Source organism: Pseudomonas edaphica (genome assembly GCF_005863185.1).
Taxonomy (GTDB): Bacteria; Pseudomonadota; Gammaproteobacteria; order Pseudomonadales; family Pseudomonadaceae; genus Aquipseudomonas; species Aquipseudomonas edaphica.
The window spans coordinates 1-4,790 of the sequence record NZ_VBVZ01000492.1; the positions used below are offsets into that span (position 1 = coordinate 1).

At 57.5% G+C, this 4,790-nt stretch carries 6 protein-coding genes; all 6 read left to right on the top strand.

The window, feature by feature from the left end; all coding sequences use genetic code 11:
* On the top strand, positions 1–759 hold a 759-nt coding region (gene sctJ / locus FEM54_RS24950; protein ID WP_138453480.1), incomplete at its 5' end, for a type III secretion system inner membrane ring lipoprotein SctJ.
* A 118-nt stretch (positions 760–877) separates the two neighbouring features.
* Positions 878–1,336: a type III secretion protein gene (locus FEM54_RS24955; RefSeq protein WP_177033724.1), complete on the top strand. Its 459-nt coding sequence runs from the start codon at positions 878–880 to the stop codon at positions 1,334–1,336.
* Positions 1,314–1,907, top strand: coding sequence for a type III secretion system stator protein SctL (sctL, locus tag FEM54_RS24960; protein WP_138453481.1), 594 nt, complete (start codon positions 1,314–1,316; stop codon positions 1,905–1,907). Before FEM54_RS24955 ends, sctL begins: the two co-directional genes overlap by 23 nt.
* Positions 1,908–2,012: 105 nt before the next feature.
* A complete protein-coding gene (locus FEM54_RS24965) occupies positions 2,013–2,246 on the top strand; it encodes a hypothetical protein (protein ID WP_099549219.1) in 234 nt (77 codons plus the stop codon).
* Positions 2,236–2,646, top strand: a complete 411-nt coding sequence (locus FEM54_RS24970) for a type III secretion protein (RefSeq protein ID WP_138453482.1) — start codon at positions 2,236–2,238, stop codon at positions 2,644–2,646. Before FEM54_RS24965 ends, FEM54_RS24970 begins: the two co-directional genes overlap by 11 nt.
* A 14-nt stretch (positions 2,647–2,660) precedes the next feature.
* A partial coding sequence (gene sctC, locus FEM54_RS24975) for a type III secretion system outer membrane ring subunit SctC (RefSeq protein WP_138453483.1) occupies positions 2,661–4,790 on the top strand: 2,130 nt, incomplete at its 3' end.

Sequence of the window (4,790 nt, forward strand, 5' to 3'; positions counted from 1 at the left end):
CTCTTATGGCTGACCCTCTTATCGGTGCTGAGCGGATGCGGTGAAAGCGTCGAACTGCACCGCAAGTTATCCGAGCAGGAAGCCAATGAGGTAATCGCTGAATTGGCAGACAAGCACATTCGGGCACAAAAACAGCTGGAGAAAGACGGCGTGGTCGTTCGCGTGCGCACAGATGATATTGCTGCCGCGGTCCACACGCTTGCCGCCGCCGGGTTACCAAAGACTGCGCGCTCTACGCTGGGCGACGTATTTCGCAAGGAAGGTGTCATCTCGACACCGCTTGAGGAACGGGCGCGCTATATCTATGCCTTGTCTCAGGAGCTGGAAGCGACCTTGTCCAATATCGATGGGGTTCTTGTCGCCAGGGTACACGTGGTACTGCCCGAGCGGGTCGCACCGGGAGAGCCGGTACAGCCGGCCTCGGCATCGGTCTTCATCAAGCATGATCCACGGCTGGAACCCGACAGCTTGCTGCCGCGCATTCGGCGGATGGTTGCCAGTAGCATACCGGGCATGACAACAGCCGTTGCAAACCCGCAAAAACTGACCGTGATCTTCGTACCGGCTACCGCCTACAAGGAAAAGCAGCAACTCGCCTACTTCGGGCCGTTTCTGATTAAGCCCGGTGACCTCGCTTTTTGGCAGACCATGGTGACATTGTTCTTTATCGTCCTGTTTGTGGGGTGCGCTGCAGCGGGGTTCTGGGTGAAAAAGGCGCGCGGCGCCCAACAAGCCGAGCCGAACACGAATGACGCATGACAGCCTCAGTTGGGCCAAGTGGTGGGCCTGCCCATGGCTCGATTCGCCCCATGACTGGCCGCCTTTCGTCCCTTCATTGCCCTATTCGAAAACACTCTGCCAGAGCCAGCACGCGGCAATGGCAACGGCGTTGGGAATTGACCCATGCCTGCCTGTCGAACCGTCTCCAGCACTGTTGCAGTTGGTACTTGAACCTGAACAACGCAGAGACCTCATCCTCGCGCTGGTCGGCGGTGTTTACCAGATCAAGAACCGCACGCCATTGAGCCAAGACCTGCAACTCTGGTGCGTACGCCTTTCCAAGGCACTGCTGCCCAACACCCTGCAAATCAACACTGAAGACCCCCTGCACTATCTACGCGCCTGGGTAGAACCCCCTGTGTGGCAGCGGCTGCGGTTGAGCTTTGACCGCCATCGGGTGCTCGCCCTAGAGAAGAACCCTCGACTGATCGATGCCCACGACAAGCTTGAAACTATTTGGAAGGCCGCAATATGGCGCACCGGCGCGTCAAACAACGAGCCGGTGTTTTCCTTCGCCGAGGAGGCCCAGGACGATGCTGTGCAAACGCACGATTGAGCTACGCAAGCCGCTTCCTTCACGGACCTGCTCGCTGATTCCCTTGGAAACGTTGGCGGACTGCGCCCGCGACACCGAATTGTTAAACAGTGCCCAGGTTCAGGCAGATGAAATCCTGCGCCAAACCTATGTGCAACGCGACCAATTGCTGCTGCAGGCTCAACATGAGTTCTGGCAACGCGCCAATCGCCAATTGCATCTGTGGCACACGCAGCAGCAAGCGGTCCTCGACAGCATCGAACGCATCGCCACATCGGTCACCCACAGTGCCATTCGCAGCTTGCTCGAGGACACAACGCCCACTCAACGGGTGTCTGCCATGCTCAAGCAAATGCTCGCAGCCCAGGCCCCGGCGATCCGCGCAAAGTTGGTCTGCAACCCGCAGGATCAGGCGGATGTGGAACATTGGCTGGATCAACATACCGAAGCGCCCTGGCGCCTGCTGTGTGACGAGTCTGTTCAGCCACAGATGTTGATCCTGGAGGCAGAGGAAGGCAGCTTTCGTATCGACTGGGCCTCTTCGATCAATGCCCTGTTGGTGTCTCACACAGACTTTGTTTCAGAGGATTAACTTCTCAACCGCCTGCTGCATTTTTTATCCAGATATTTAAAAAATCGTGGAACGGATCCCAAAGGTAAACCACATAAAAAATACACGTTCAACGGAGATCAGCATATGAAACTCGACGCACGCGAGGGCGGGCAAATCTTCAGGGATTTAAGCAAAAACAACCGGCAGTTCGAACAACTCGGTCAGGGCATCCCTGATGAAATAACCTCGAAAGAGTTTTCATCACTGCTGGGTGAACACTTCAGGCTGAAACAAAACTTGATGCTACAGACGACTGCCGCCGGAGCGGTTCTCGGCCACCGGGCCGAGATGGGAAAAATCATTTTCAATGGGACCTGAGTGTTTCAGCGCGCGGCTCACTCAGTGGCTGGCGGGGGCAGAGCAAGAAATCACGCTGCTGGAGGGCGACGACACTATAACCCTGCGTCGTTACCCGCAGTGTTTTTTGCTCAGCGCTCAACTTACCCATCAGCCAAAGCACGCACAAACAACAATGGAAACCTGGCTACAACTGGGTGGAGCAAGCCTGCCGTACTTTCAGGGAGCGCTTTCAGTCGAGCCCTCCACGGGGCAGCTCTGGCTACTTCAATGCGTCACGCAGGAAGACCATCAGGCCGTTCTGTTTAACCAACTCGAATCCCTTCTCAATCAGCGCGACACCTGGCGTTCCACGGCCAAGCGGCTGGCCAGAACGCCCAAAAAATGTGGGCCAACTCCACTGCGTGCGCAGTTTTATTAACTAGAGAATCCTATATGAACACCCTCATTTACAAGCGTTTACGCTTGTCTATCAGCTCGCCCTGTGCGCGTTTCAAACACGCCGACTGGCGTATTCCAATAGTTCTGATGTGCCTGTTGATACCTCTGCAAAGCCCCCTTGCCGCCATTCCAGCGGAATGGAAAAATACGGCGTATGCCTACGAAACCCAGTACAAGCCTGTACGCGAAGTGCTCGAAGACTTCGCCCAGACCTTCGGCACCCAACTGCAAATCGAGGGCCTGCTGGAGGGCGTGGTCAATGGCAAAATACGCGCTAATACTCCCCAGTCCATGCTCGACAGGCTGGGGGTCGAACACCGCTTCCAGTGGTACCTGTACAACAACACCCTGTACATCAGCACGCTGGATCAGCAAGAGTCTGCGCGGCTGGAAGTTTCGTCGGAAACGATCGCAGACCTTAAAAAGGCCCTGACCGATATCGGCCTGCTCGACAGCCGATTTGGCTGGGGTGAATTGCCGGACGATGGGGTTGTACTCGTCTCCGGTCCTAAACGCTATATCGAGCAGATCAAACAGTTCAGCAGCCAACGCAGATCTCCGGATGAAAAACAGAGCGTGCTGACTTACCCGCTCAAGTACGCCAACGCGGCGGACCGGATCATCGATTATCGCGGAGAGAAGCTGACCATCGCGGGCGTGGCCAGCGTGCTGCGTGGGTTACTGGAGCCACGCTCCACCTCCACAGTCGCCAATGCCACCCAATCTTCCGGCGCTTCTTCACCGTCGGCCCAGATTACGCCCAACGTCCCGCGGTTGAACAACCCTCTGCTGGAGCAGATGCTCGCCAACCCCACGAATGCAGGAGGGCTGTCGACGGGCGCCTCACTCGGCCCTCGCGCCCCACGCGCAACCAGCCGAATCCGGGTCGAAGCCGACGTGCGTAATAACGCGATTCTGATCTACGACCTGCCTGAGCGCCAAACGATGTACCGCGAGTTGATCACCCAACTCGACGTTGCACGCAAGCTGGTGGAGATAGACGCCATCATCCTCGACATCGAACGCACAAAGTTGCAAGAGTTCGGGGTTGAATGGGGCTTTCAAAACAGCCGCTGGCGCGGCGGCGTCAACGTGGCACCGGGCACGACTTCTCAGTTGTCGATTGGCAACCCCGGGCGCTTCTACGCTCACATACGTGCCCTGGAGTCCCAAGGGCTGGCAACCCTGGTCTCCAACCCTTCCGTGCTCACCCTGGAGAACCAGCCGGCGGTCATCGATTTCAACCGCACGCGATACCTGAAGGCCGGCAGAGACTACGCAACCATTTTACCCGTGACCGTCGGCACCAGCTTTCAGGTGGTGCCACGGGTGATCACCAGCCGTGGTGGCCACCAGATCCATTTGGTGGTGGATATTGAAGACGGTAACTTCGACGAACTCAACCTACAGCCCGATGACCTCGATGTTCGCCGTGGCAAGGTGAGCACCCAGGCGGTAATGGCGGAAAAGCGCTCATTGGTGGTCGGTGGTTTCCATGTCACAGACAACAAGGACAAACAAAGCAAGGTGCCGCTCCTGGGCGATATTCCTTTGCTGGGCAAGGCATTGTTCTCCTCGACTGAACGACAGAACAGTCGACGCGAGCGACTGTTCATCCTCACCCCACGGGTCATCGGCGACCAATCTGACCCTTCGCGTTACTTGCCCCAGGAGGACCAGGCCCAATTGCAGGCTGCCCTCAAGCCTCTGGCGCGCCGGCAAGCCGCCCATCAGCCGCCCATAAACCGAAGCGATATCACCAGCACCCTGGCGCACTTGGTCAGCGGCGAAGTCCCAGACGGTTTCAAGGCAGGGCCAATGCCCCTGCAACTGGACACGTTGTGCGCCACGCGCGATCTGTTGGCGCTCAACAGCGAGCGCAGCCAGTGGTACACCGGCGCGCAGTTCAATGTGGCGGTGGTGGTCGTGCGCAACCAGATCAAACGCAACGTGCGCATCGATGAAAAAGAATGCAGCAACTCACAAACGCTGGCGGTCAGTGTCTGGCCACGCGCCTGGCTTAAACCGGGTGAAGAAGCTGAAGTGTTTATCGCCATGCGCCCCGTTGTGAAAGATGAACACATCGGCGTACCCCGCCCTTCCCTTCTCACCGCCCCCTTGAAG

What these genes read in the sequence shown, in the direction of transcription:
- FEM54_RS24965 (WP_099549219.1), top strand. Translation starts at nt 2,013, where the DNA reads ATGAAACTCGACGCACGCGAGGGCGGGCAAATCTTCAGGGATTTAAGC.
- FEM54_RS24955 (WP_177033724.1), top strand. Translation starts at nt 878, where the DNA reads ATGGCAACGGCGTTGGGAATTGACCCATGCCTGCCTGTCGAACCGTCT.
- sctL (WP_138453481.1), top strand. Translation starts at nt 1,314, where the DNA reads ATGCTGTGCAAACGCACGATTGAGCTACGCAAGCCGCTTCCTTCACGG.
- FEM54_RS24970 (WP_138453482.1), top strand. Translation starts at nt 2,236, where the DNA reads ATGGGACCTGAGTGTTTCAGCGCGCGGCTCACTCAGTGGCTGGCGGGG.